We start from the raw sequence: 25,110 nt of genomic DNA, 5'->3' as shown, positions 1-25,110 counted from the left end.
GGGCCGACCCCGAATTTGACGAGGTCGGCCTCATATCGGGCATTGCCAGAACCGATCAGGCCACGAACTCGGCCATCCGGGTGAAGACTGCGTGTCCGCCGTCATGGCGCTCGACAATGAGCACGTCCTCCAGCTTGTCCACCTGCTTGATCATCTGATCGAGCCGCCCATCGGCATTCACCAGCAACCAGATGCGGCTGGTGGCGCCGCCGTTGACAGGCATGCAGGCGATGCCCTCCACATTGTAGGCGCGCCGTGCGAACAGGCCGCAGATGTGCGACATGACACCGGGATGGTTGTTCACCGTCAGCTGGATAACCGTTTGTTTACACATGGGTTTCACCTCCGATCATCTGCGAGTTGGCGGCTCCGGGGGGAACCATGGGATACACCGGGGCATCCGGGCTGACCGGGACATGAATCAGGCACGGCCCGGGTTTGGCCAGAGCTGCGGCCAGATCGGATTCGGGATCGTCACTTGACCCAAGGTCAATGGCGGGAAGACCAAACCCTTCGGCAAGCTTGAGGAAGTCCACGCGCCGGGAGTAGTCGGACGCGAAATAGCGTTTTCCGTAAAACAGGTCCTGCTGCTGGCGCACCAGCCCCAGGGCGTTGTTGTTTGTCAGGATTATCTTGATATTGACCTGATGCTCCGCAGCCGTGGCCAGATCCTGGATATTCATCATGATGGAGCCGTCGCCGCTAAAGCAAAGCACGGTGCGGTCAGGGGCGGCCAGGGCTGCGCCGATGGCGGCGGGCATACCGAATCCCATGGTTCCGAGTCCGCCCGAAGTCAGCCACTGACGCGGCCTGCGGAAAGGATAGACCTGGGCAGTTCGCATCTGATGCTGCCCAACGTCGGTGCAGACAATGGCTTCGTCGCCAGAGAGTTCGGCGGCCTTGAGAATCACGCCGTAAGGCGAGCAGGGATCATCGGCTCCTGGAATGATCATGGGATGTTCACGCTTGAACCGCGCCACCTCGCCGAGCCAGCGAGCGCGCTCCCCTGGCCTGACCAGTTCGAGCAATGCGGCCAGCGAATCGGCAAGATCGCCCGCCACCGGCACATGGGCACTCTTGATCTTGTCCAACTCGCTGGCGTCGATGTCGAGATGGATGATCCGGGCATTCGGGCAAAATTCGGCCACCTTGCCCGTGGCCCGATCGTCGAAACGCACCCCGGCCGCAATGAGCAGATCGCACCGCTCCATGGCCAAATTGGTATACCGTGCCCCGTGCATGCCGAGCATGCCAAGGCACAGGGGATGCTCCACAGGGAGCACGCCCAGGCCCATCAGTGTCAGGGCGGCCGGGATAGACGCCTTTTCGGCCAGCGCCCGTGCCAGAGCCGAGGAACCGGACTGGACCACACCGCCGCCCAGATAGAGCATGGGCCGCTCGGCTTCGTCGATCATGCGGGCGGCGTAAGCAAGCTCCGGGGCCATCAGCTCGGGACCGGCACCACGCCCGCCCGGCTCGGGCCAGACATCGAATTCAAGCATCGCGGTCTGGACATCCTTGGGCACATCAATGACCACCGGCCCAGGGCGGCCCGAAACCGCGATGCGAAAGGCCTCGGGAATCACGCGCAGCAGTTCGTCCACGGAACGGACCAGATAGTTGTGTTTGGTGATGGGCACACTCAATCCATAGGTGTCCACTTCCTGAAATGCGTCTGAGCCGATCATGGCCAGGGGCACCTGTCCGGTGATGCAGATGACAGGGATGGAGTCGAGCTTGGCGTCGGCGATGGCGGTCAGCGTATTGGTAGCCCCTGGGCCTGAGGTAGCGAAGAAGACTGCGGGCTGTCCCGTGACCCTGGCCATCCCCTGGGCGATGAAGCCAGCCCCCTGTTCGTGACGGGTCAGGACATGCCGAATGGAACTGGTCGAAAGGGCGTCATACAGGGGGAGATTGGCCCCTCCAGGGATTCCGGCAATGGTTTCTATCCCTTGTCGCTCAAGCAGTTTGACAATGATCTCCGCGCCGCTGAATCTCATGATGAAGCCTCCTGGTTGTCCCGTATGGTCGGCGGGAACGGAAAACCCCCGCCGGTTTGCACCGACGGGGGTTGATGTGAATCCTTGAAGAATGCAATCCCGCTATGGCGCGTCCCTATGGGTACGACCTACTACAACGTCAACGACGACTACGGCGACCGCTAGGCGGGCGTCGAAAAGAAGGCTGTCGTGGTTGTTGTTGCACATAAGCGGTTTGTTCCTTTCACTGAATATGGTTTAGGATTAATCAAGGTGCAAGACGGCGTCAACACTTTTTTTGCGTTTTCGGCCCCTTGCCATCGACCAGAATAACCATGCCCTGAACGCCCCTGACCTGTCTCAGCTACAAAGTGCAGGAAACGTCGCCATTGTCGTGATCACGCCATGATCTGCTAAGGACGGTCCAGCACAACCCAAAAGGCCATGGCGCCAACGGCCAGCCGCACCACATGACGGATATGGAAATCATAGCCCCAGTCGATGGCGAACATGGCCACCACGCTGGACGCAAAAACGACCAGGATGATTTTTCTCCAAAGGTTGAGCTTGAGCAGGTTCATGGCATTCACTCCAGAGGCCATGTAAAAGGGTTGTGCTTCCGACACAACCCTTTGACATCGCTCCCTGATTGTCAAGGAATAATACGCATTCCTATTTCTTTTTCGAAGGAGATCTGCGTGCGGACTTGATTTTTGTGACATTCCCGGCAGTACCGTCATCGCCCTTCTTGCCAAAGGCGGCCAAGGCGTCGGCCAGTTCGCGCAGCCGATCGTCGACCAGTCGATTGACAGTGCCCTTGGGGTAACCGTTTTTGCCGCGCTCCCCTGCCTTGACGCCAGTGAGAATCTCGATGCCCTCGTCAATGGTCCGCACGGACCAGATGTGGAACTTGCCGTCCTTGACAGACTGGATCACCTCGTCGCGAAGCATGAGATCCTTGACATTGGCCTGGGGGATCATAACCCCCTGTCTGCCGGTGAACCCGGCATGCTTGCAGCAGAGGTGGAATCCTTCGATCTTGTGGTTCACCCCGCCGATGGGCTGAATCTCGCCGTACTGGTTCACCGAGCCGGTCACGGCAATATATTGCCTGATGGGCTTGCCGGAAAGGCTGGAGAGGAGCGCATACAGCTCGGTGGAAGAAGCCGAGTCGCCGTCAATGCCTCCGTAGGACTGCTCAAAGGCAATGCTGGCCGCAAGCGAAAGGGGTTTATCCTGGGCAAAGCGGCTGCGCAGGTAGCCTGCAAGAATGAGCATGCCCTTGTTGTGGGTGGGGCCTGACATGTCGGCCTCGCGCTCGATGTTGATAATCCCCTCCTTTCCCAACGAGGTCACGGTGGTGATCCGGCTTGGCTTGCCGAACATGTAGTCGCCCATGGTGTAGACGGCCAGGCCGTTGACCTGCCCCACCACCTCGCCGTCGGTATCCACAAAGAGACTGCCCCGGTCGATCATCTCCTGGATGCGCTCCTCGATCTGATTGGAGCGGTAGACGCGGGCGTCCACGGCCGCCTTGACATGGGCCGCCCCCACCACGGCCGCCTCGTCCCGCGAGGCGAAATGATCGGCCTCGCTCAGCAGATCAGCCATAGCCGGAAAGGAGGTGGAGATCTTCTCCTGCCGCCCGGCCCAGCGCACAGCCTCCTCCAGCACGGCGGCAACGCCCGACGCCTCGAAGGGGCGAAGTCCGCTTCGGTCCACCTCGCCCCTGACAAAACGGGACACCTGCATGACCGTGTCTTGGTCGCGGTTCATGCTCGACTCGTAATCGGCCCAGACCTTGAATATCTTGGCCACATCCTCGTCGTAACGCTTGAGCACGGCATAGAGATACGGACTGCCCAGCACCACCACCTTGACACGCATGTCGATGGGCTCGGGCTTGAGCCCGGTGGCGCTGATGAAATAATAGGGATCAAAAGTCTCGATCTCGATCTGTTCGGTCTTGAGCGAACGCTTGAGAGTCTGCCACACGCCCGGCTCGAAAATGGCGTCCATCAGGTTGATCACGAGATAGCCGCCGTTGGCCTTGACAAACGAGCCTGCCTTGATCTTGGTGTAATCGGTATGCCAGCCGCCGTTGCGGTCCATGACCCGTTCTATGCTGCCAAAGAGGTTGCGGTAGGTCGGATAGGACTCCACGATGACCGGCGGTCCCTGCTTGTCGGCATTGTCCACCAGCAGGTTGACCTGATAAGGATGAAAGACCACTTCCGGCGGCGGCCCGCCAAAGACCATGCCCGGAAGCGGACCCTGCTTTGGGGGGCTGCCCAGGGACTTGATGCTGTCCAGTTCGTCGCCCATGTGGTCAAGGACAGAATCGAGATACGCCTGGACCTTGGGATCGTCATACCGCTCGCGAAGCGGCTTGATGAAGTCCTGAGCCAGGGCCATGAACATGAGGCGATCCACCTCCTCGTGCTTCTTGCCGACCTCCTTTTGCAACTCCTTGAGCTCCAGGACGATCTGATCGATCTGCTCCTTGAGTTCCAACCGCTTGGACCGAAGCCGTTCGAACTCCTCACGCGGGAACCGCTTGTTATCGACCATCTCCTCAAGCTCGATCATCCGCTTGGGCTCGCCGTCCACCAGGGGGACCACGTCGGGGCGCTGGATAGGCCCCATCTGCATACGCACCACCACCAGCCCGGTATCCTTCACCTGCTCCTCGATGGCCTTGTAAAAACTCATCACCTTCTTCTCGTGCGCTTCCGCGATCTGGTTCTTGCGGGCGATATACTCCTCGCTCTCGAAGAGTTGTGGGGCCTCGCGCTTCACCGTGTCCAAAAACTCCTGCATGTCGCGCTTGAACTCGCTGCCCTCGCCCGAGGTGAACCTGAGGAGAATCGGCGCTTCCGGGTGTTTGAAATTATTGACATAGCAGAGATCGCAAGGGACGTGATTCTTGTCCGCCATTTCGGCGAGCAGCTTCTTGACCGTGGAGAGACGCCCTGTACCTGGCTGACCAGTGACAAAGATGTTGTACCCCTTCTTGAGCATCCCCATGCCGAAGCGGAACGCCTCCACGCCGCGCTTCTGACCGATGATTTCGGTCTGGGGCTCCAGGTCATCCGTGGTGGCAAAGGGCATGGTTCCGGGATCAAGGGTCCACTTGAGCTTGTCGGCGGAAACTTCGTGCGAGGGCTTCTTGCTGGGCATGATGGCTTCTCCGTCTATTTCTTGATTATCCGTACAATGTGCTGGCGGGTGCATCTTGGCAGACGGACCAAGAGAACGCTGTCGGCAAAGGCGACCTCGACCTCGTCCGCCCTGATCGCGCAGGGCAGCCTGATCTCCCTCCTGAAGGCCCGTGAACGGCGTCGGCTGCCCTCCACCTCGGACACCTCGGCGGTGATCGCCAGCAATCGCCCAGTCGCCATGACAGTGACATCGTCCGGGTCGATGGCTCCCAGCTCCATCCTGCACACCAATGCGTCATCCTCCTCCCATAGCTCAATGTCTCCGGTCATACGGCAAACCATGGCGGGCAGATCGAAATCAAGGCACAGCTCATCGAAAAGCCTGTCTATTTCAAGGCGCATCCTGGTGATTTCGCCCCGGCTCCAGCGTTTCAGATCAGCCATTGGCGTATTCCTCCCGAGTGCATCGCCCCACCCTCAGGGCAGACGGCGCAGACATATGTATCCAATGATTACACAATCCGGCAAAACAGGACAAGGGGCCTGCCGCATTTCCCGGACAGGCCCCTATGAAGGAGTGAAAAAATGGCGCTATTAAAGTCTCTTGAAGACGTTGGACACGGCAAGAATGCCGAACCCGGCGGAAACGAGCCAAAAAGGTCGGACCATGCGCTCAAGGGCTGGCACGGACATGACATCAAGGTGAATGAGAATGCCCAGCAGGCCCAGGATGACTCCTATGACCCAGGTGATAAGTTGCGGTGCGCTCAGATTCATGTGCAAACGGTCTCCCTTGGCTTGTCTCGAAGAAAATCGCGTCACTCCCCGCTGGCCAGAAACGCCTCGGCCTCGCTGCCCGGAAGAGGTCTGGCATAGAGATAGCCCTGACCGTAATCGCATTGCAAGGAATAAAGCAGATCGCGCTGGCGCTCGGACTCTATGCCCTCGGCCACCACCCGCAGCCGCAGGCTGTGAGCCATATTGACGATGGCCCTGATGATCTCGATGTTCTCGGGGCCTTTTTCCAGGAGCCGCACGAAGCTCAGGTCGATCTTGAGTTGGTCCATGGGAAATTTCTGAAGATAGCTCATGGACGAGTAGCCGGTTCCAAAATCGTCGATTGAAAGCATGATGCCCAACGATTTTAAAAGATTAAGTCGCGTGGAAGACTCCATGGCATCGAGCATAACAACGGTTTCGGTGATCTCGAGCTTGAGCAGGTTGGCCGGAAGGCCCGTACGGTCAAGAATCCGCTTGACCATGTCCACAAGGCCGGCCTCACCGAACTGCCTGGCCGAGATGTTCACGGATATGATCAGCTCGGCAGCCGCCGGATAGACGGTGCGCCATTGGTTCAGGGTGCGACAGGCGTCTTCGAGAATCTGCTCGCCCAGCTCGACGATGAGCCCTGTTTCCTCGGCCAGGGGGATGAACTCTCCCGGGCTGACCAGCCCACGCTCGGGATGGCGCCAGCGGGCCAGGGCCTCGAAACCATAAAGCTGCCCGTCGGCCAGGGTGACGATGGGTTGAAAATGGGCCTCGAACTCCCTGGCGCGCAAGGCCCGCTTCAACTCGGACTCCATGGCCAAAACGCTGGCAGCGCCCTCGCGCATGCCTGCCTCGTAGGTAACGCATCGGTTCTTGCCCGCCCCCTTGGCCTTGTACATGGCCAGTTGAGCGTTATGGACAATCTTGTCCGGGGCCTCGCCGTAGCCTTTGACCATTTCGATTCCCATACTTGCCGTCACCGGGAACTCGACGCTGTCGATCTCAAAAGGTTCGACAAAAGATTCCCTGACGAGCCTGACCATGTCGCGCACATCAAGCTTACGACGCATTTCCTCGAAAATAATGACAAAATCATCACCGCCAAACCGAGCGACAGTATCGACGGGACGGACAATACGGCGTAGACGCACTCCGATCTCCACCAAAATCCGATCGCCCACCATGTGCCCGAAATGATCGTTGACCACCTGAAAGCGATCCAGATTAATAAAAAGCACTGCGAAATATTCGTTTGTCCGCACCGAACGCTCGGCCGCCTGACCTACTCTGTCAAACAAAAGCGCCCTGTTTGGAAGGCCGGTAAGGGGGTCATGCAGGGAACTATGCTTGAGCCGCTGCTCCATGTGCTTGCGGCTGGTCACGTCGCGTACGCTGAGGCGAACGCCAAGCGGCTTGCCCGTGTCGTCTTCCACCGTATGCCGTACCATGCTCACCCACCGGATCCGGGCATCGCGATGGTTGATGCGGTAGTCGATGCCCTCCTCCGCAAAGGACGAGCCGGTCATGTAATTGTGCCACGCAGCGAAATCGTCAGGGTGCACAATGCGCTGGATCAATTCCGGCTCCTCGACAAAGCGGGCCGGGGAATACCCTGTGATGCGCTCGCACGAAGGCGAGATGTATATAGCCTCGCCGTCGGGGCCGAACCAGCTTTCCCAGTCGTGAATGTAGTCGGCCACCATCCGGTAGCGCTGCTCGGATTCTCGCAGGGCCGATTGGGAACTCTCCAGCTCGGCCACAACCTTTTCCAGCCGCCGGGTGGCGGCTTCCAGCGAAAGGTTCTTTCGATGCAGCTCCGCAAAAATGCCCACCTTGCCGCGCAGGATCTCGGGCTCCACTGGTTTGAACAGATAGTCCACCGCGCCCAATTCGTAGCCGCGAAAGATATTGCGCCGCTCCTTGCTGATGGCGGTGATGAAGATGATGGGCACAGTGCGGGTTCGCTCCGAGGCGCGCAACCTTTCGGCCAATTCGAAGCCATCCATGCCCGGCATCATGACATCAAGCAGAGCCACCGCCGGATTGCTCCCGGCCGCCTTGGACAATGCCTCGTCGCCGGACATGGCCGTGATCACGCGCATATCCTGGCCGCGCAGGATCCCCTGAATCAACTTGAGGTTGATCCGGTCGTCATCGACCACGAGTATTTCGACTTCTCCGTTCATCGCCATCCGAAATGCCACCCTTCCGCCATCTCCCCAAGATGCGGGGACAGCAAGACTTTTACTCATGGAACAGGCAGTTCAGACAGTAGATACACATTGGACCAGGATGTCAACGCCCGCAGTCATTTGACAGAAACCAACAGTGGATATACATCCGCTCAAGCCTTGAAAAATTCGGAGATGTCCATGACCGATGACCGCCGCTCCCAATTCGAAAACATGCTTGACGAACACCACGTCTGGCCCTGTCCATATGTCTTCAAATTCATCGTACCCACAGACAATTTGCCCCTCCTTGCGGCCCTCTTCGAATCCGAGCGGCTGGAAACCCGGGAGTCCAGAGGCGGAAAATTCACCAGCGTCACCCTTGAGTCCACCATGTGCTCGGGAAGGGAAGTCATGGAGGTTTACCGTCGCGCCTCGGAGATTCCCGGACTGATGGCGCTTTAGCGTCTGTCCGTCGCCGAGATCACGCCCCAGGACGCAATATCCCCATTGGTGCGCAGACAAACTTGACTGATTTGATCTGATTTGTTTATGCCAGCACCTTTACATGAGGACCGTGTGTACTTACATAGAACAGGAAATGTGCTACCATTCCTCCGGAGTCCTGCCGCAGCCGTCGCCCCGCACCCCGGAAAAACTCAATATCACAGGAGATCGCCATGTGGGAATATACCGACAAGGTCAAGGACCACTTTCTCAACCCGCGCAACGTGGGCACCATTGAAGACGCCGACGGCGTGGGCGAGGTGGGCTCCCTGGCCTGCGGCGATGCCTTGACTCTCTACATCAAAGTCAATGATAGCGTGATCGTTGACGCCAAATTTCAGACCTTCGGATGCGCCAGCGCCATCGCCTCAAGCTCGGCACTGACCGAGATGCTCAAAGGAAAGACCGTTGCCGAGGCCGAACGGATCACCAACAAGGACATCGCCGAGTACCTGGGCGGGCTGCCGCGAGAAAAGATGCACTGTTCGGTCATGGGGCAGGAGGCTCTGGAGCAGGCCCTCAAACACATGCGCGGCGAAGCCCCCAGCAAGATGGAGCATTCCCACGAGGGAACCCTTATCTGCGAGTGTTTCGGCGTCTTTGACGAGGAAATCCTGCGGGCCATCAAGCAAAACGATCTTAAAACCGTCGAGGACGTGACCAGCTTCACCAAGGCGGGTGGCGGCTGCGGCAAGTGCATTGACGATCTGGAACGTCTGCTCAAGGAGGCGCACGGCGAGGGCGTCTGCCCGACCCCCTCCGCAGAACCCGTTTCCCCGGCCCAGGGCCTGACCAACATCCAGCGGATGCACCTCATAGAATCCGTCATCGACAACGAAATCCGCCCCATGCTCCAGCGGGACGGAGGAGATATCCGCCTGCTTGATATTGACAGGCAGTTGGTCTCGGTACAGTTCATCGGCATGTGCTCCAACTGCCCGTCAAGCCACTTGACCCTGCACAACCTCATTGAGGCCAAACTCAAGGAAAAGGTGGACCCGGAAATCTCGGTCCGCGAAGGATAATCCCATGAAGACCATATATATGGATAACAACGCCACCACCAGGGTGGATCCGGCGGTGTTCGAGGAAATGCGGCCCTATTTCTGCGATCTCTACGGAAACCCCTCGTCCATGCACCGCTTTGGCGGACAGGTGGGGGTCAGGCTTCGGGAGGCTCGCGCCAGGGTGGCCGCCCTGCTCCGCTGCGAGCCCGACGAGATCATCTTCACCTCCTGTGGCTCGGAGTCGGACAATACGGCCATCCGCTCGGCCCTGTCGGCCCAGCCAGACAAGCGGCACATCGTCACCACCCGTGTGGAACACCCGGCCATCCTCAGCCTCTGCAAATTTCTGGAAAAGAAGGAAGGCTACGATGTCACCTACCTCGGCACCGACGAGCGAGGCCGTATCGACCTTGACGAATACCGGGATGCCATCCGCAATGACACGGCCATAGTCTCGGTCATGTGGGCCAACAACGAAACAGGCAACATCTATCCCGTGGAGAAGATGGCCGTCATTGCCCGGGAACGCGGCACAGTCTTCCACACCGATGCGGTCCAGGCCGTAGGCAAAATAGCCATAGACCTCGCGACCACGCCCATCGACATGCTCTCCCTCTCGGGCCACAAGCTGCATGCGCCCAAGGGAGTCGGTGCCCTTTTCGTGCGCAAGCGGCTGCCCTTTCGCCCCTTCCTCATCGGCGGACATCAGGAAAGCAGCCGCCGGGCCGGAACCGAAAACACCACGGGCATCATCGCCCTGGGCAAGGCATGCGAACTTGCCATGACGCACATGGACGAGGAGAACACCTCGGTCAAGACTCTGCGCAACCGGCTCGAAAACGGCCTGCTCGAAAGGATTCCCGACGCCATCGTCAACGGCGACAGGGGCAATCGGCTGCCCAACACCACCAACATCTCGTTTGGCTATGTTGAGGGCGAGGCCATCCTGCTGATGATGGACCAGATGGGCATCTGTGCCAGCTCTGGCTCGGCCTGCACTTCGGGCAGTCTGGAACCCTCCCATGTGCTGCGCGCCATGGGCGTACCCTTCACTTTTGCCCACGGCTCCATCCGTTTCAGCTTGAGTCGGTTCAACACCGGGGCCGAGGTGGACTCCGTGCTGGACACCTTGCCGACCATCATCGAAAACCTGCGCAAACTCTCGCCCTTCTCGGCCGACAAGTCGGCGCCCGCCTGCACCAAGGCCTTCTCGGAGTAGCCATGAAAATAGCAAGGGACATGACCCAACTGGTGGGAGGTACGCCGCTGGTCCGTCTGAACCGCCTCGGCCATGGCCTCGGGGCCACCCTGGTGGCCAAACTCGAATTCAACAACCCCTGCGCCTCGGTCAAGGACCGCATCGCCAAGAGCATGATCGAAGCAGCCATGGCCGACGGCCGCATCAGCCCCGATACCGTCCTGGTGGAACCCACCAGCGGCAACACCGGCATCGGCCTCGCCTTCATCTGTGCGGTCAAGGGACTCAAGCTCATCCTGACCATGCCCGAGAGCATGAGCCTTGAACGGCGCAAGCTGCTCACCGGCTTCGGAGCAGAACTGGTCCTCACTCCCGCTGATCTGGGAATGAAAGGGGCCATTGCAAGGGCTGAGGAAATCGTGGCAGAAACGAAAAACGCCTTCATGCCCATGCAGTTCGAAAACAAGGCAAACCCGGCTGCCCATCGCCAGACCACTGCCGAGGAAATTTGGGCGGATACCGACGGCGCAGTGGACATCTTTGTGGCCGGGGTCGGCACAGGAGGCACCATCACGGGCGTGGCCGAGGCGCTCAAGGAGCGCAAGCCATCCCTGCGGGCCGTGGCCGTGGAACCGGCCGACTCGCCCGTACTCTCCGGCGGCAAGGCCGGACCGCACAAGATCCAGGGCATCGGCGCGGGCTTCGTGCCCGGCGCACTCAACACGGCCGTCATCGACGAAATCATCACCATGGACAACGAGACCGCCTTCGGAACCGCCAGACGCCTGATCCGCGAGGAGGGCATCCTCTGCGGCATCTCCTCGGGCGCCAACTGCGCCGCAGCCCTCAAACTGGCTGCCCGCGAAGAAAACGCGGGCAGGATGATCGTCTTCGTGGTCTGCGATACGGGCGAGAGGTATCTAAGCACCGCCCTCTTCGAATAGGACAATCCATGACCGAAAACGATTACACCCTGGCCGATGTGGTGGCCCTGCTGACGGAATCAGGCGACAAGGGCCCGGCCTCGCACCGCTACGCCGACGACGTGCCCATGCCCTCCGTCGAAATCCTCTCCGAGATCGTTCAGGACCTGCGTTGCGTCCTGTTTCCGGGCTACTACGGCCCCTCTGAGATCACGCCGGACACCATGCCCTACTACATCGGCTCCACCTTGGACCGGGTCAAGCGCCGCCTGGCCGATCAGATCAACCGGGGCTACTGCTTCGTCTGCGACAAGACCCAGGTGGACGCCTGCGCGGACTGCGAGGCACGGGCCAAGCGAATGGCCCACCAGTTCATCACCACGCTGCCACGCATCCGCAAGCTCCTGCTCTTCGACGTGGAGGCTGCCTACGACGGCGATCCCGCGGCCAAGACCCATGGGGAAATCATCTTCTGCTATCCGTCGGTGCGCGCCCTGACCAACTACCGGGTTGCCCACGAGCTTTACAAACTTGAGGTGGACATCATCCCCCGCATCATCGGCGAGATGGCCCACTCGGACACGGGCATAGACATCCACCCCGGCGCGACCATCGGCAAGGGGTTCTTCATGGACCACGGCACAGGGACGGTCATCGGCGAGACCTGCATCATCGGCGACAACGTACGTGTCTACCAAGGCGTCACCCTCGGGGCCAAGAGCTTCCCCAAGGGCGACGACGAGCGGCTCATCAAGGGGCTGCCGCGCCACCCCATCGTGGAGGACGATGTGATCATCTACGCAGGCGCCACCATCCTGGGCCGGGTGAGAATAGGCAAGGGCGCGGTCATCGGCGGCAACGTCTGGATCACCCGCGATGTGCCCCCCGGTGCGCAGATCGTCCAGTCGCGCATTCTGCAGCAGTCATTTGTGGACGGCAGCGGCATCTGATCCAAACCCACAGAAAATGGAGAGAGGGCGACCCGGGCCGCCCTCCCTTTTTTTGCGCCAAACCGACAGGTGCGCCTATTTCTCAAGCTCAGAAACCAGCGCGGCCACAGGACGACCCGTGGGCGTGACGGCCGAAGGGTCGATGGCCAACACCTCACGCCAGACCTTAAGGGCATTCTCCCTGTCGCCAAGATCGTGCAGATAGACCACGCCCATATTGAATCGCGAAGTGATATGGGAAGGATCGAGGCTCGCCGCATGGCTGAAGGCATCGATGGCCTTGTCGAACCGCTCCGTGCGACGGTACATGACACCGAGGTCGGACCAGACTCCTGGCCGCATGGGCGCAAGCTCCACCGCCCGCTCGTAGGCTGCGGCCCCTTTGGCGGGCAGATCATGGTCAAAACAGTAATTGCCCAGCGCCACCCAGGCATCCGGGTTGGTGGAATCTGCAGCGGCGTCAGCCTCAAGCCGGGCCAGGATGGCCGAATCGGCCGCATGGGGCGAGGCCTGTGTCCCGGACTGCCCGGAAAAGCCGGAAACGACCGCCTGATGTCCCTCTCGCTGCCCGACATAAATCATGGTCAGCGCGTTGCCCAGAAAGGTTCCGGCCAGCAGAGCCGCGACCACCAGCAGGATGCAGGTGGACTTTCTGACATGCTGCTGCCGCACCGCTTCCGCCTCCCGTTCTCTCTTGTGTTTTCCCATGAACCCTCCTGATCATGTGGGGTTGTTGGTTTCATCCGCCAGGACGGCCCCACCACCTACCAGATTCATCGTCGCAAGACCAGCGCCGCAACCCCTCGCAAGGGGCCATCGGCAATGACGAAATCCTTGCGGAGCTTGACTTACGGGCTGGGTTGTACCACTCTACCCCGATTCATTTGAACGGACCACTTTCTTTCATAGAAATATATCGCGTCGGAGGACCGAAACCCATGAGCGACTACAAAGACACCCTGCTCCTGCCCCAGACCGCCTTCCCCATGAAGGCCAATCTCAAGCAGCGCGAGCCTGAGATGCTCAAATTTTGGGAGGAGATCGGGGCGTATGAGCGCATGGTCGCCGCCGGAGACCCGGACGACACCTATGTCCTGCACGATGGCCCTCCTTATGCCAACGGGCACATTCATATGGGCACTGCCCTGAACAAGGTGCTCAAGGACATCGTGGTCAAATCGCGCAACATGCAGGGACAGACCGCCCACTATGTGCCGGGATGGGACTGCCACGGCCTGCCCATCGAACACAAGGTCGAGCAGGAACTTAAAAAAAAGAACAAGGAACTCGACACCCTGACCATCCGCAAGATTTGTCGATCCTACGCAGCCAAATGGCTCGATGTGCAGCGAGGAGAGTTCAAGCGGCTGGGAGTGCTCGGCACCTGGGATGCCCCCTACATGACCATGGACCCGCAGTACGAGGCGGCCACGGCCCGCGAGCTGGGCCGCTTCATGGAGCGAAACGGCGTGGTGCGGGGCAAGAAGCCCATCTACTGGTGCTGCGACTGCCGCACCGCCCTGGCCGAGGCCGAAGTGGAATACGAGGATCACACCTCCCCCTCCATCTACGTCCGCTTCCCCATGGCCGACCCCAAAGCCAGGGAGCTGGCCGACCTGGACGTGAACAGGCTCTTCATCCTCATCTGGACCACCACCCCCTGGACCATCCCGGACAACATGGCCGTGGCCGTGCATCCCGAATTCGACTACGTTGTGGTCGAAACGAACGGCGACTTCTATGTGCTGGCCCAAGGATTGCTGGAAGACTGCGCCGCCAAATTCGGGTGGGGGCAGCCAGCCGTATTGACCACGGTCAAAGGCTCGCGGCTTGAGGGCCTCAAGGCGAAACACCCTATCCACGACCGCGAGTCCCCGGTGGTGCTGGCCGATTACGTCACCCTCGAATCCGGCACCGGCTGCGTCCATACCGCTCCGGGGCATGGCCGCGAGGACTTCGAGACCGGCCTCAAGTACGGCCTGGAAATTTATTCGCCCATGAACGACCGGGGCGAGTTTCTGCCCGAGGTGGAGCATTTCGCCGGACTCAACGTCTGGGATGCCAACCCAAAGGTAATTGAAAAACTTGAAGAACTCGGCCACCTGATGGCTTCGCGCCAGATATCCCACTCCTATCCGCATTGCTGGCGGTGCAAGCAGCCGGTCATCTTCCGCGCCACCACCCAATGGTTCATCGGCATGGACGAAAACGCCCTGCGAACCCGCGCCCTGGACGCCATCCGCAATAAGGTCCAGTGGATTCCGGCCTGGGGCGAGGAGCGCATCCACAGCATGATAGCGAACCGCCCGGACTGGTGCATCTCCCGCCAGCGCAACTGGGGCGTACCCATCTCTGCCCTTATCTGCGAAGACTGCGACGAAACATGGTTCGATGCCAACTGGGTCTTCACCATCTGCGACAAGTACGCCAAGCATGAAACCGGGTGCGATTACTGGTTCGAAGCCCCCATCGAGGAACTGGTGCCGGCCGGGCTGACCTGTCCCAAATGCGGAGGAGACCATTGGAAGCGTGAGACGGACATTCTTGATGTCTGGTTCGATTCAGGGACGAGCTATGCGGCTGTGGTCGAACGACGAGCCGAGACCCGCTTTCCGGCCGACATGTATCTCGAAGGTTCGGACCAGCATCGCGGCTGGTTCCACAGTTCGCTGCTCGCCTCTGTGGGCACTCGCGACCTGCCGCCCTACAAGGCCGTCCTCACCCACGGCTACGTGGTGGACGCCGAGGGCCGCAAGATGTCGAAATCCATCGGCAACGTCATCGCCCCCCAGGAAATCATCGACAAGTTTGGCGCGGAGATATTGCGCATGTGGGTCTCGGCCTCCAACTATCAGGAAGACATCCGCATTTCGGACGAAACCCTGAATCGGCTGGTGGATGCCTACCGACGCATCCGCAACACCTGCCGCTACCTGCTCTCCAATCTCAGCGACTTCGACCCGGCCGACCGGGTGGCCGTGGCCGACCTGCTGCCGCTTGACCGTTACGCTCTGGACATGGTCGCCCGGCATCACGCCGCCATTGGTCAGGCTTACGCCAAATACGAATTCCACAAGGTCTACCACACCTTGCACAACCTCTGCGTTGTGGACCTCTCGTCCTTTTATCTCGACATCATCAAGGACCGGCTTTATGTGGAAGAGCGTAACGGCCTCAAGCGCCGCTCTGCCCAGACCGTACTCTGGCAGACCCTGCTCATGCTCCTTCAGGACATGGCTCCGGTGCTTTCCTTCACCGCCGAGGAGGCGTTCCAGACCCTGCCTGAGGCCATCAAGGCGGACCTGGACCAGACCGACACGGTCTTTGCCCTGCGTCTGGCCCCTGATGCCCCGGAGCTGGACGCCGCCGAGCGCACCCGCTGGGAAACTCTGGCCGCCGTGCGCGGCGAGGTGAACAAAGCCATTGAGCCCAAGCGAAAGGACCGGGTCATCGGCAAGTCGCTCGATGCCCATATCACCCTCTACGCCAACGAGGCTGTGCGTCAGCTTGTGGCCGCCGAAGAACTTGACGCCCGGGAATTCTTCATCGTCTCCCAAATATCCCTGGCTGAGGTGGACAGTGCTCCTGCCGACGCATATGTGGCCGAGGATGTGAAGGAGCTGAAAATCGTGGTGGAGCCCGCATCCGGGACCAAATGCGAACGGTGCTGGCGCATCAGCAAGGACCTGGGGACCGACCCGGCTCACCCGGACGCCTGCCCTCGGTGCACCGAGGTTCTGAGGACGTTGGCCTAGGCGCATGGGCAGGTATAGATTCGCATCCCTGTGGGCGGCCCTGGTGGTTGTCCTCGATCAGACCACCAAGCTGTGGGTGGCCGCTACCATGGAATTGTGGACGGGATTTTCGGTCATTCCGGGTTTCCTCAATCTTGTCCACGTCACCAACAGGGGCGCGGCCTGGGGTTTTCTGGCCAGCGAGAGCATCGAGTGGCAACGGCCTCTGTTCATCGCCATCACCATCCTGGCCCTGGGGTTCATCGGCTACATGCTGCGCACCACCCCGGCCTCGGACCGCTGGATGGTCACCGGCCTCGGCCTCATCGCCGGAGGGGCGGTGGGCAACCTCATCGACCGGGTCCGTCTGGGTGCGGTCATCGATTTTCTTGATTTTTACATCGGGTCGTTCCACTGGCCCGCATTCAACGTGGCGGACTGCGCCTTGACCGTGGGCGCCTGCTGCATCATTGTGTCCATGTTCCTCAATCGACCACGCGCCGACTCCCACTGAGCCGCGGCGCCCAAGGAGTGTTTCGATGTTCGCCGATTTTTCTGCCGTCACCGCCAACCAGTGGACCATCATTCTGTCCATTGTCGGCGTCTGTTTCGCCTTTAGCGCCTGGTGCATCCTTGACGCCTGGAAACGAACATACGAATCCACCAATGAAAAGGTTCTCTGGATGCAGCTGTGCATTTTTGTTCCAATTCTCGGCTCGGTGGCGTATCTTTTTATAGGACGAAAAAGAGGAAGCTCACGGTCATGAAAAAAATACTCAGCATTGTCCCGGCCTTTATTGTCATTGCGGCCATGGCCTTTGCCCCTGGCTGCGCCTCCAAGACCGACATGGAAACCCTCCAGACCGAGCGCCGCCAGGATCGCGACCGCATCCGGCAGCTCGAAGCCGAGCTTGAGGAATCGCGCCAGCAACTCAAGGCGGAAATCGAAGACTCGCAGTCCCCGGTGCGCCAACGGGCTGCCGACATGTGGGCCGAACTCCAGTCCATGCGTACCGCCTTCGCCCGCCTCAGGGGAGATCTCGAGACCATGAATATGCGCCTGGACAGACAGGTGGGCGAATCCAACTCGACCATGACCCTGTCCACGCTGGCGCAGCAGCTCGACGAGATCGAATTCGTACTGGAAAACCAGCTCATGGTGGACCTCTCCAAGATTCGCCAGGAACGGGCAGCCAGCCTGACGGCCACAGCGCAGGCACCTAAACCAGGCCAAGCCCCCGCCGCCCCCCTTGCCGCCGGATCGGAACACGACGGAGAGCCCGGCGAGACCAAGGAAGTGACCACCGACCCGGCCAAGGCGCTCTACGACAAGGCCTACGCCCTGTACAAGGAGAACCAGTTCGAGCGCGCCCGCTCCTTCTGGGCCGAATTCACAGACACCTTCAAAAACCACGCCTATGTGCCAAGCGCGGTCTTCTGGCAGGGACAGTGCTACTTCCAGCTCAAGGACTATGCCCGGGCGGTAATCCTCTTCGAGGATGTCATCGAAAAGTTCCCAAAGAGCGCCAAGTTCAAGTCGGCCCTGCTCAGGGCAGGTCTGGCCTGGGACTATCTCGGCAAGCCGGAGCTCGCAAAGATGCGCATGAACGAAGTGGTCAAGAGATTCCCCGACTCGGTCGAGGCGACCCAGGCCAAACGCTTTCTGGAAAAAGCCAAGTAACATCGACACAGCCAACGGCCAGCCATTTGAACAGGACCAATCATGCAGGATATCGTCAAGGGTTTCAGGAAGATCGTCTATCTCTCCTTTCCGCCGGAGGTGTCTGGTCGGCCCGTGGTCTGCAACCTGACCCGGCTTTTCGACCTTAGCTTCAATATACTCAAAGCGGACATAAGCCCCCGCCATGAAGGGACCATGACCCTAGAGGTTTCGGGCCTTGAGGAGTCCTTCCACAAGGGCATCGGGTATCTCAAGGAAAACGGCATCCGCATCACCCCGGTGGCCCACAAGATATTCCGTAACGAGGAGTCGTGCATCCATTGCGGCGTGTGTACGGCCATGTGCCCCACCGACGCCCTGATGCTCGACCCGGGCACCCGGCTGGTGGTCTTCGACGTGGACAAATGTTCGGCCTGCGGCATGTGTACGCGGGTTTGTCCGGTCAAGGCCATGACCCTGGACCTCAAGGACGACAGAAACTAGACCGCTCAGGGGAGGACACCGTCATGAGCGACGACAAACGCACATTCTCGCGAGTTCCGGTACGCCTCAAGGGATACGCCCGGATCATGAAGGACATCGGTTCCCCGCCCATGTTCACTGCCGACGGCGCAGGCGACGCGGCCAGCCCCGACAGCATTTTTCGTGGAGGCAAGCTGCCGGAGGAGCTCACGAACTTTCTCCTTGAGATGAACCGCAAGCTCGACAGGATTCTCGGCGTCCTCAGCCAGAAAAGCCTGCGTGACGACTTTCCCCTTGACCTTGAGATTCTCGAGTTATCCGCTGCGGGAATCAAGTTCCGCTCCCCCACCTCCTTTGCCATGAAAACCCCCCTTGAAGTGGTCTTGATTCTCGGTCAGGTGCCTCTGCGCATGGCGGGCAGCAAAGGCCGCGTCCGGGGTTTGGACGAGGAAACCGGCCTCTATCGCTTCGAATTTATCGACACCATGGGTTCAAGCATGGAAACCATCGTGCAATTCGTCTTCCAACAACAGCGCGAGCATATCCGAAAATCCAAAATGTAAACGCGGGAGAAACAATGACCGGCAACGAAGAGCTCGTCAGGGAACTGATGGAAAAGGTCTCGGACCAGCTTGTGGTCAGCCTCAAGGACACCATCTCCGTGGCAGTCGAGAAAGAGATCGCCAAAAGCCTCTCGAAATCCCTGCTCGAAGGCGAATTCTACCGCAGAATCAACGAGGATCTTCAGGAAGGTCTCAAGAAAATCTATCACGAAGTCAAGGCGGCCCGGGGCGGCAAAACAATCACCAGCATTGAGGCCGACTTCAACCCCGAAGAGTTGTTCAGCGAGACTTCGGACCAGTTGGACGCCGTGCTCAGGACCACCGAAAAGGCGGCCGTGGACATCATCGACATCGTCGAGAAGCTTCAGGACATGCAGACCACGGTGGCCCGAATCGTCAAGGGATTCGAATCCGGCGGCGTGACCAAACAAGACCGAGTCCGGCTCAAGGAGATCAATGAAACCCTTGGCAACGACCTCTCCACCATCATGGTCACCTTGAGCTTCCAGGACCTCACGGGCCAACGCATCAAGATCATCATCAACTCCATCCGCGAGGTGGAAAAGATCGTGCGCGAGGTCATGCTCTCCACGGGCCTGATGATCCGCCAGCGCGAACAGGAGCCGGACAAGGACATAGACTCCCTGTCCGAGGACGCCAAGAGCCAGGCCACATCGAAACTTCAGGGCCCGAGCGAAGGGGCCAGACAGGGCGATGTGGACGATCTGCTCGCTTCCCTGGGCCTTGACTGAGCACTTGGCCGCAAGCCAGCAACAAGGGCCGCCCGGATTCGTCCGGGCGGCCCCTTTCTCGTCCAGGCATCAGTTCGTCACGCCAGCAGAAAAATGCCAGCCAGACCGAGCAGAATGAAAAAGCCCATGGAATCCGTGATGGTGGTCAGGAAGATGCTCGAAGCCTGAGCCGGGTCACGCCCCATCTCCTTGAGAATCAGCGGAATGGACGCCCCGGCGACGGCACCCAGGAGCATATCCACCCCCAGGGCCAGCCCCAGAACCGAGGCAAGGTCCGCCTTGCCAGTAATGGCATAGGCCACGGCAAAGACCAGCACCGAAATGATGGTGCCGTTGAGAAAGCCGATGCGCAACTCGCGCAGCACTGCCAGCCATGCGCGCTTGCGGTCGAAACGTTCCATGGCCATCTGTCGGATCATCACGGCCAGGGCCTGCTGTCCGGTGTTTCCCGCCTGATTGGCCACCAGGGGCATGAGCACGGCCAGCACCGCCATCTCGGCGATGTTGCCCTCGAAAAGATGCACGACCCAGGCCGAGACCGAGGAGAAAAGCACGTTGATGATCAACCAAGGCAGACGCATACGTACGGAATAGAGCCAGGGGGAATCCGTGGTCTCGTCCGGCCCTGCGCCGACCATGGCCTGCATGTCCTCGCTGGCCTCTTCGTGGATGATATCGATGACATCGTCGACCGTGACCACGCCGAGCAGCCTGTCGCCGAAATCGACCACCGGAACGGCCAGCAGGTTGTAGCGGGCGATGAGGTGGGCCACCTCTTCCTTGTCCATGTTGTACCCGGCAGTGATCAGACTCTGTGTCTTGACCAGATCCTTCAGCACGGCCCCGCGCCTTGCCAGGAGAATGTCGCGCAGGGAGACCACGCCCACCAGCCTGTCCTTCTGGTCCGTAAGGTAGGCATAGTACGGGATTTCCTTGTCCTCAACCTCGTCGCGGATCTTGGCGATGGCCTGATCCACGTTGAGCTCCTGATCGAGAATCACCACCTCGGTGTTCATGACGCCGCCGGCAGTATCAGGATCAAAGGTGAGCAGGGTTTTCAGCTCCGCCCTATCCTCCGCCGGCACACGGCTAAGCAAGGCGAGACGCAATTCCTCGTCCAAGCCCTTGAGCAGGGCGGTAGCGTCGTCAGGCGACATCTGCTCGACGATGCGTGCGCCAAGCCCCCGATTGAGATTTTTGAACAGCTCGACCTGATCGTATTCGTCCATCTCCGCAATGGACTCGGCAGCGTCCCGTATGGGAAGCTGCTTGATGAATTTCACCTGCTCGACGATGTCGAGACCCTCAATGGTTTCGGCAGCGTCGGCCGGATGCTGGACCTCGATCTCGACCATGCTTTCGGTCGGATCCGCGTCCTCGCGGTGGCGGATGTCCTCTTCGCTGTTCATGGGGTGGTTTTCTAGCCCAATTCCCGGTTCAGGTCAAAGTGTTCGGGAAATAGTTGGGTTATATCTTTGTGAATTCTTTCATCAGATACCTCGGCCTTGACGAAACATCGACCGTGCCTTACTTGCGTTTCACACCCCTTGAACAACCCGCACCCAGGGAAACCGGACACGAATCATGCCCACCGCCCTTTTTGACGAATTCTTTCAGGCAGAAGCCAGGATGTTCCTCCTGGCCACCATCCGCATCGCCCTGGCGGAAGACGGCTCTGATCTCACCTCGCTTGGCCTCTTCACCGAAAACGACATGGCCCAGGCCATGATCGTTGCCAAACAGGACACCGTGGTGGCCGGACTGCCCATCATCCCCATGGTCCTTGAATTCGGCGGCGATCAGTGCCAGGTACACCTCAACGTGGACGACGGCGAGCGTGTCTCGGACGGAGCCCTGGTGGCAGCCATGCGCGGCCCGGCCGTGCAACTGCTCAAGGCCGAGCGCGTGATCATGAATTTTCTGTGCCACCTCTCAGGCATCGCGACCCTCACGGCCAGATACGCCGACGCCCTCAAGGGAACCAAAACCCAACTCCTTGATACCCGCAAGACACTGCCAGGGCTGCGCTTTCCTGAAAAATACGCCGTGCTCGCAGGCGGCGGAAATAACCACCGCCTAACCCTCGCGGATATGCTCATGCTCAAAGACAACCACATAGACAGGGCCGGGAGCATTACTCGGGCGGTGGACGCCCTGCTGCAAGCTCATTCCCCCTGCCCTCCCATTGAGGTGGAATGCCGGACCATCGAGGAAGTAGAAGAAGCCTGCCAGTGCGAAATCCAGCGCATCATGCTGGACAACATGGACACTGAAACCATTAAAACCGCCCTGGGCATCATCCCCGAGACCATCGAGACGGAATTAAGCGGCAACGTGACCCTGGAAAACATCCGTGAGCTGGCTGAACTCGGGCCGGACTACATCTCGGTCGGCAGACTGACCCATTCGGCTCCATCGTCGGATTTCAGTATGCAGTTCGTGCCCTTAAGCTAAAGAGGAACATTGTGGAAAACTCCGTTCGAGACATCCTCGCCATCAAGCAAACCATGGGGAGTCGTCTCGCCATCCTCGGCCATCACTACCAGTCCGACGCGGTCATTGCCCTGACCGACATCCAGGGCGACTCCCTGGAGCTTGCCCGCCGTATCGGCGACCTCGACGCCGAGCATATCGTCTTTTGCGGCGTGTATTTCATGGCCGAATCAGCCGCCATACTGCGCCGCCCGGGACAGAATATCCATATTCCCGACGCATCAGCTACCTGCCCCATGGCCGATATGGCCGAGGCAGAACGCGTCAAGACCACGCTGGAAATCCTTGAAAAAAACGGACGGACGGTCATCCCGCTCACCTACGTCAACTCTTCGGCCGCGGTCAAAGGCGTGGTCGGCCGCCATGGCGGCTCGGTCTGCACCTCGGCCAACGCGGCCACCATGCTCGCCTGGGCCATGGACCGCGGCGATGCAGTGCTCTTTTTGCCCGACCGGCACCTTGCCATGAACACGGCCAACGCGCTGAACATCACCGAAGGCGACCGCGTCATCCTGCCAAGAGAGGTCATCGACGGCGACCCGCGGCTGTCCATCGATCCAGCGGCCATCGCCGACAAACGCCTCATGGTCTGGCCGGGCTACTGTCCCATCCATGAGGAGTTCTCGATCCGCACCATAGCGGAGCTACGCACCAAGAACCCGGCCACACGGATAGTGGTCCATCCCGAATGCGATCCGGCGGTGGTCAAGGCCGCCGACGGCAGCGGTTCCACCACCTACCTCATCAACTACGTCGCCAAGGCTCCGGCCGGTTCCATCATCTACATCGGAACCGAGATCAACCTTGTATCACGTCTGGCAGACCGCTTCCCTGACAAGACCATCAAGCCCTTGTCCTTGAGCCAATGTGACGATATGGCAAAAATTACCACCACCAACCTTGCCGCCTTGCTGAGAGACATCGAAACCTCCACGCCCGTGGAGGTGGACGAAGATATCAAGGCACCGGCCCGGCTGGCACTACAACGCATGCTCGACGCCTGCGCCTGAGAAGGGGCAACTCCATGGCCGAATCCGCACCCAATCTCCGCCAGAGCTGTGACGCTCTGGTCATCGGCTCGGGTATAGCCGGGTCCGTGGCCGCCCTGACCCTTGCCGATCAAGGCGTGGATGTCATCCTCATCACTGCAGCCGAGACCCTGACCCAGGGCAACACGGCCCTGGCCCAGGGCGGCATCGTCTACACCAGCGACAAGGACGACCCCAAGAACCTTGAACGCGACATCCTTACCGCAGGCTGGGAACACAACTTCGGCCGCGCCGTGCGATTCCTGTGCCGCCGAGGGCCGCAGGTGCTGCGCGAACTGTTTCTCGACAAATACAAAATTCCCTTCAACCAGCGCAAACCCGGAGAATGGTTCCTGACCCGCGAGGGCGGCCATTCCCTGCCGCGCATCCTCTACTGCGACGATCACACCGGACGGGACATCATTGATGCGCTCTGCAACGAGATACAGCGCCGCGACAACATCCGGGTACTCACGCGGCGCACGGCCATCGATCTGCTGACCACCCAGCACCACGGCAACCACCTCGACTTCAAGTACAGTCTCGACAACCGCTGCGTGGGCGCGTACGCCTTCAACGAGGCCACAGGCCAGGTGGAGACCATCATGGCCAAGTCCACCCTGCTTGCCACCGGCGGCATCGGCCAGATATATCTGCATACCACTAACACCTCCGGCTCCATCGGTTCGGCCATCGCCATGGCCTACCGGGCCGGCGTACGCCTGATGAACTGCGAATACGTGCAGTTCCACCCTACGGCCCTCTATGGAGGCTCCCGGCGCGGCGAACGGCGGTTTCTGGTGTCAGAGGCTGTTCGCGGCGAAGGCGCGGTGCTGGTCAATGCCCGTGGCGAACGGTTCATGCCCGGCTATGACCAGCGGGCCGACCTCGCCCCGCGGGACATCGTGGCCAGAGCGATCATGGAGGAAATGCTCCACTCCGGCGACGACTGCGTCTACCTGGACGTTTCAGGGATCAAGCAAGATGTGACCACCCGCTTTCCCACCATCTACGAACACTGCCGTCGGATCGGCGTGGACATGCGCCGCGATCTGGTTCCGGTGGTTCCTGCCGCCCACTACTTCTGCGGCGGGATCATGGTGGACAGCCACGGCCGAACCAGCCTCGGCAGGCTCTACGCCGCAGGCGAATGCAGCTGCACCGGCGTCCATGGTGCCAACCGTCTGGCCAGCACGTCGCTCCTGGAAGGCATGCTCTGGGGCCACAGCGCCGCCCTGGACATGGCCGGACGCATCCCCCGCAACGGCACTGCCAGCCGCAAGCTTGCCGAGAGTATCCCGGACTGGGTCAGCCACGCCTGCATGCAGAACGAGGACCCGGCCCTGATCGCTCAGGACTGGGCCAATATCCGCAACACCATGTGGAATTACGTCGGCATCTCGCGCACCGAAAGGCGGCTCATGCGAGCCTTCTCCGACCTGCGCAAGCTGACCAAGGACTTGCAGGATTTCTATCACGAGACCGTCCTTAGCAAATCCCTCATTGACCTGTTCCATGGCTCACAAACCGCCTACATCGTCACCCAGGCAGCCCTGCGCAACAGACGGACCAAGGGCTGTCACTTCCGCGCCGACTGATCCGAATACTTAAGCCACAAAGCTTTCCCTTGCGACCAGCTCGCATGGAATCCATTGCCCACCAAGGTTTTTTGAAAATTTCTAGAGATTTTCCAGACAATGAAACGTGGGGGCTCGTTCCGTCCCAAATGGGCA

General features: G+C 60.0%; 24 protein-coding genes. 15 read left to right on the top strand and 9 right to left on the bottom strand.

Annotation, left to right across the window (positions count from 1 at the left end):
* Nucleotides 1-55: 55 nt before the first annotated feature.
* From ilvN to GKC30_RS12420, 7 genes are all read right to left on the bottom strand, one after another.
* Entirely contained in the window at nt 56-334 is a 279-nt protein-coding gene (ilvN, locus tag GKC30_RS12450) for an acetolactate synthase small subunit (protein WP_155935170.1), read from the bottom strand.
* On the bottom strand, nt 327-2,000 hold the full coding sequence (gene ilvB, locus GKC30_RS12445) for an acetolactate synthase large subunit (protein ID WP_155935168.1): 1,674 nt from the start codon (nt 1,998-2,000) through the stop codon (nt 327-329). The genes ilvN and ilvB overlap by 8 nt, the downstream gene beginning before the upstream one ends.
* Nucleotides 2,001-2,392: 392 nt before the next feature.
* Nucleotides 2,393-2,605, bottom strand: a complete 213-nt coding sequence (locus GKC30_RS12440) for a hypothetical protein (RefSeq protein ID WP_155935166.1) — start codon at nt 2,603-2,605, stop codon at nt 2,393-2,395.
* 46 nt (nt 2,606-2,651) lie between these two features.
* Nucleotides 2,652-5,159 (bottom strand): Lon protease family protein, encoded by a 2,508-nt coding sequence (locus GKC30_RS12435; protein ID WP_155935164.1) that lies wholly within the window; start codon nt 5,157-5,159, stop codon nt 2,652-2,654.
* 14 nt (nt 5,160-5,173) lie between these two features.
* On the bottom strand, nt 5,174-5,584 hold the full coding sequence (locus GKC30_RS12430; protein WP_155935162.1) for an Hsp20/alpha crystallin family protein: 411 nt from the start codon (nt 5,582-5,584) through the stop codon (nt 5,174-5,176).
* Between the two features lie 150 nt (nt 5,585-5,734).
* On the bottom strand, nt 5,735-5,917 hold the full coding sequence (locus GKC30_RS12425; protein ID WP_155935160.1) for a hypothetical protein: 183 nt from the start codon (nt 5,915-5,917) through the stop codon (nt 5,735-5,737).
* Nucleotides 5,918-5,958: 41 nt separating this feature from the next.
* Complete coding sequence (locus GKC30_RS12420) at nt 5,959-8,094, bottom strand: putative bifunctional diguanylate cyclase/phosphodiesterase (RefSeq protein ID WP_155935158.1); 2,136 nt, start codon at nt 8,092-8,094, stop codon at nt 5,959-5,961.
* A 186-nt stretch (nt 8,095-8,280) separates the two neighbouring features.
* On the opposite strand from GKC30_RS12420, the gene GKC30_RS12415 reads away from it, so the two are divergent.
* The 5 genes from GKC30_RS12415 to epsC all read left to right on the top strand — a co-directional run bounded on the left by GKC30_RS12415 (nt 8,281) and on the right by epsC (nt 12,664).
* Nucleotides 8,281-8,544: a DUF493 family protein gene (locus tag GKC30_RS12415; protein WP_155935156.1), complete on the top strand. Its 264-nt coding sequence runs from the start codon at nt 8,281-8,283 to the stop codon at nt 8,542-8,544.
* A 215-nt stretch (nt 8,545-8,759) separates the two neighbouring features.
* On the top strand, nt 8,760-9,611 hold the full coding sequence (nifU, locus tag GKC30_RS12410) for a Fe-S cluster assembly protein NifU (protein ID WP_155935153.1): 852 nt from the start codon (nt 8,760-8,762) through the stop codon (nt 9,609-9,611).
* A 4-nt stretch (nt 9,612-9,615) separates the two neighbouring features.
* On the top strand, nt 9,616-10,812 hold the full coding sequence (gene nifS / locus GKC30_RS12405) for a cysteine desulfurase NifS (protein ID WP_155935151.1): 1,197 nt from the start codon (nt 9,616-9,618) through the stop codon (nt 10,810-10,812).
* Nucleotides 10,813-10,814: 2 nt separating this feature from the next.
* Complete coding sequence (gene cysK / locus GKC30_RS12400) at nt 10,815-11,735, top strand: cysteine synthase A (RefSeq protein ID WP_155935149.1); 921 nt, start codon at nt 10,815-10,817, stop codon at nt 11,733-11,735.
* Between the two features lie 8 nt (nt 11,736-11,743).
* Nucleotides 11,744-12,664, top strand: coding sequence for a serine O-acetyltransferase EpsC (epsC, locus tag GKC30_RS12395; protein ID WP_155935147.1), 921 nt, complete (start codon nt 11,744-11,746; stop codon nt 12,662-12,664).
* A 75-nt stretch (nt 12,665-12,739) separates the two neighbouring features.
* Here epsC and GKC30_RS12390 read toward each other — a convergent pair whose 3' ends face one another.
* Nucleotides 12,740-13,372 (bottom strand): tetratricopeptide repeat protein, encoded by a 633-nt coding sequence (locus tag GKC30_RS12390; RefSeq protein ID WP_155935145.1) that lies wholly within the window; start codon nt 13,370-13,372, stop codon nt 12,740-12,742.
* Nucleotides 13,373-13,602: 230 nt separating this feature from the next.
* On the opposite strand from GKC30_RS12390, the gene ileS reads away from it, so the two are divergent.
* The 7 genes from ileS to GKC30_RS12355 are packed head-to-tail and all read left to right on the top strand — an operon-like array spanning nt 13,603 to nt 19,856.
* Nucleotides 13,603-16,419 (top strand): isoleucine--tRNA ligase, encoded by a 2,817-nt coding sequence (ileS, locus tag GKC30_RS12385; RefSeq protein ID WP_155935143.1) that lies wholly within the window; start codon nt 13,603-13,605, stop codon nt 16,417-16,419.
* Nucleotides 16,420-16,423: 4 nt separating this feature from the next.
* Nucleotides 16,424-16,912: a signal peptidase II gene (gene lspA, locus GKC30_RS12380; RefSeq protein ID WP_155935141.1), complete on the top strand. Its 489-nt coding sequence runs from the start codon at nt 16,424-16,426 to the stop codon at nt 16,910-16,912.
* Between the two features lie 25 nt (nt 16,913-16,937).
* On the top strand, nt 16,938-17,165 hold the full coding sequence (locus tag GKC30_RS12375; protein WP_155935139.1) for a PLD nuclease N-terminal domain-containing protein: 228 nt from the start codon (nt 16,938-16,940) through the stop codon (nt 17,163-17,165).
* Nucleotides 17,162-18,079 (top strand): tetratricopeptide repeat protein, encoded by a 918-nt coding sequence (locus GKC30_RS12370; RefSeq protein WP_155935137.1) that lies wholly within the window; start codon nt 17,162-17,164, stop codon nt 18,077-18,079. Before GKC30_RS12375 ends, GKC30_RS12370 begins: the two co-directional genes overlap by 4 nt.
* A 42-nt stretch (nt 18,080-18,121) precedes the next feature.
* Complete coding sequence (locus GKC30_RS12365; RefSeq protein ID WP_155935135.1) at nt 18,122-18,562, top strand: NIL domain-containing protein; 441 nt, start codon at nt 18,122-18,124, stop codon at nt 18,560-18,562.
* 23 nt (nt 18,563-18,585) lie between these two features.
* Nucleotides 18,586-19,104: a PilZ domain-containing protein gene (locus GKC30_RS12360; RefSeq protein ID WP_155935133.1), complete on the top strand. Its 519-nt coding sequence runs from the start codon at nt 18,586-18,588 to the stop codon at nt 19,102-19,104.
* Nucleotides 19,105-19,118: 14 nt separating this feature from the next.
* Entirely contained in the window at nt 19,119-19,856 is a 738-nt protein-coding gene (locus GKC30_RS12355; RefSeq protein ID WP_155935131.1) for a protein phosphatase CheZ, read from the top strand.
* Between the two features lie 77 nt (nt 19,857-19,933).
* On the opposite strand, the gene mgtE is transcribed toward GKC30_RS12355, so the two are convergent.
* Nucleotides 19,934-21,265, bottom strand: coding sequence for a magnesium transporter (gene mgtE / locus GKC30_RS12350; protein WP_155935129.1), 1,332 nt, complete (start codon nt 21,263-21,265; stop codon nt 19,934-19,936).
* A 175-nt stretch (nt 21,266-21,440) separates the two neighbouring features.
* Between mgtE and nadC the strand changes: the two genes are divergently transcribed.
* The 3 genes from nadC to nadB are packed head-to-tail and all read left to right on the top strand — an operon-like array spanning nt 21,441 to nt 24,975.
* Entirely contained in the window at nt 21,441-22,310 is an 870-nt protein-coding gene (gene nadC, locus GKC30_RS12345; protein ID WP_155935127.1) for a carboxylating nicotinate-nucleotide diphosphorylase, read from the top strand.
* A gap of 11 nt (nt 22,311-22,321) precedes the next feature.
* Nucleotides 22,322-23,359, top strand: coding sequence for a quinolinate synthase NadA (nadA, locus tag GKC30_RS12340; protein WP_367614130.1), 1,038 nt, complete (start codon nt 22,322-22,324; stop codon nt 23,357-23,359).
* Between the two features lie 14 nt (nt 23,360-23,373).
* Nucleotides 23,374-24,975 carry an L-aspartate oxidase gene (gene nadB / locus GKC30_RS12335; RefSeq protein WP_155935125.1) on the top strand — a complete coding sequence of 534 codons (1,602 nt, stop codon included), beginning with the start codon at nt 23,374-23,376 and terminating at the stop codon, nt 24,973-24,975.
* The last annotated feature ends 135 nt before the right edge of the window (nt 24,976-25,110 follow it).

Source organism: Pseudodesulfovibrio alkaliphilus, from assembly GCF_009729555.1.
Lineage (GTDB): Bacteria > Desulfobacterota > Desulfovibrionia > Desulfovibrionales > Desulfovibrionaceae > Pseudodesulfovibrio > Pseudodesulfovibrio alkaliphilus.
The sequence above is the reverse complement of the archived record's forward strand: the minus strand, read 5'-3'. Positions and strand labels throughout refer to the sequence as shown.